Source organism: Gorillibacterium sp. sgz306347 (assembly GCF_059735245.1).
Genome location: NZ_JCAPET010000116.1, coordinates 1 through 560 on the forward strand (window position 1 = coordinate 1; position 560 = coordinate 560).

The 560-nt window shown below is 50.0% G+C and carries 1 protein-coding gene; it reads left to right on the forward strand.

The genetic code is table 11. From position 1 onward, the window contains the following. Positions 1-101: 101 nt before the first annotated feature. Positions 102-560 (forward strand): transposase (locus AC6I6H_RS22495; RefSeq protein WP_497956849.1); only part of this gene is annotated, 459 nt, incomplete at its 3' end.

A 560-nucleotide genomic window follows, 5' to 3' on the forward strand; every position in this document is an offset into this window, starting at 1 on the left:
GACGGAGGGGCGACCCTCTTTTGCTTTTTGTCAAACAAAAAGAAACCCTTCTTTGGTAAAATGGAAGTGTCGAGCAACCAAAAAACCAAGGAGGGTTTCTTTTGTACATTCAATATACCATGGATCAACTGTGCTTACCAATGGATTTGGAAGAAGATATTCCTGCAAATCACCTCGTGCGCGTAGTCAACGCCGCTATCAATCGACTGGACAATGCCATCTTCGACGCGGCTTACCCAGGAGGCGGACGAGATAGCTATCACCCCAAGATGCTCACCAAAGTCATCCTTTACGCCTACACACAACGCATCTACTCCTCGCGCCAGATCGCGAAAGCGGTCCGCGAAAACATCCTATTCATGTGGATCGCGGGCAGACAAAGACCGGATTTCCGCACCATCAACCGGTTTCGCTCGGAACGGATGAAAACGGTGCTGGAGACAGTGTTTACGGCTGTTCTTCAATTTCTGGCCGAGGAAGGATACGTCCAGCTGGATCACTACTTTGTCGACGGTACCAAGATCGAAGCCAATGCCAACCGGTACACGTTCGTATGGGGA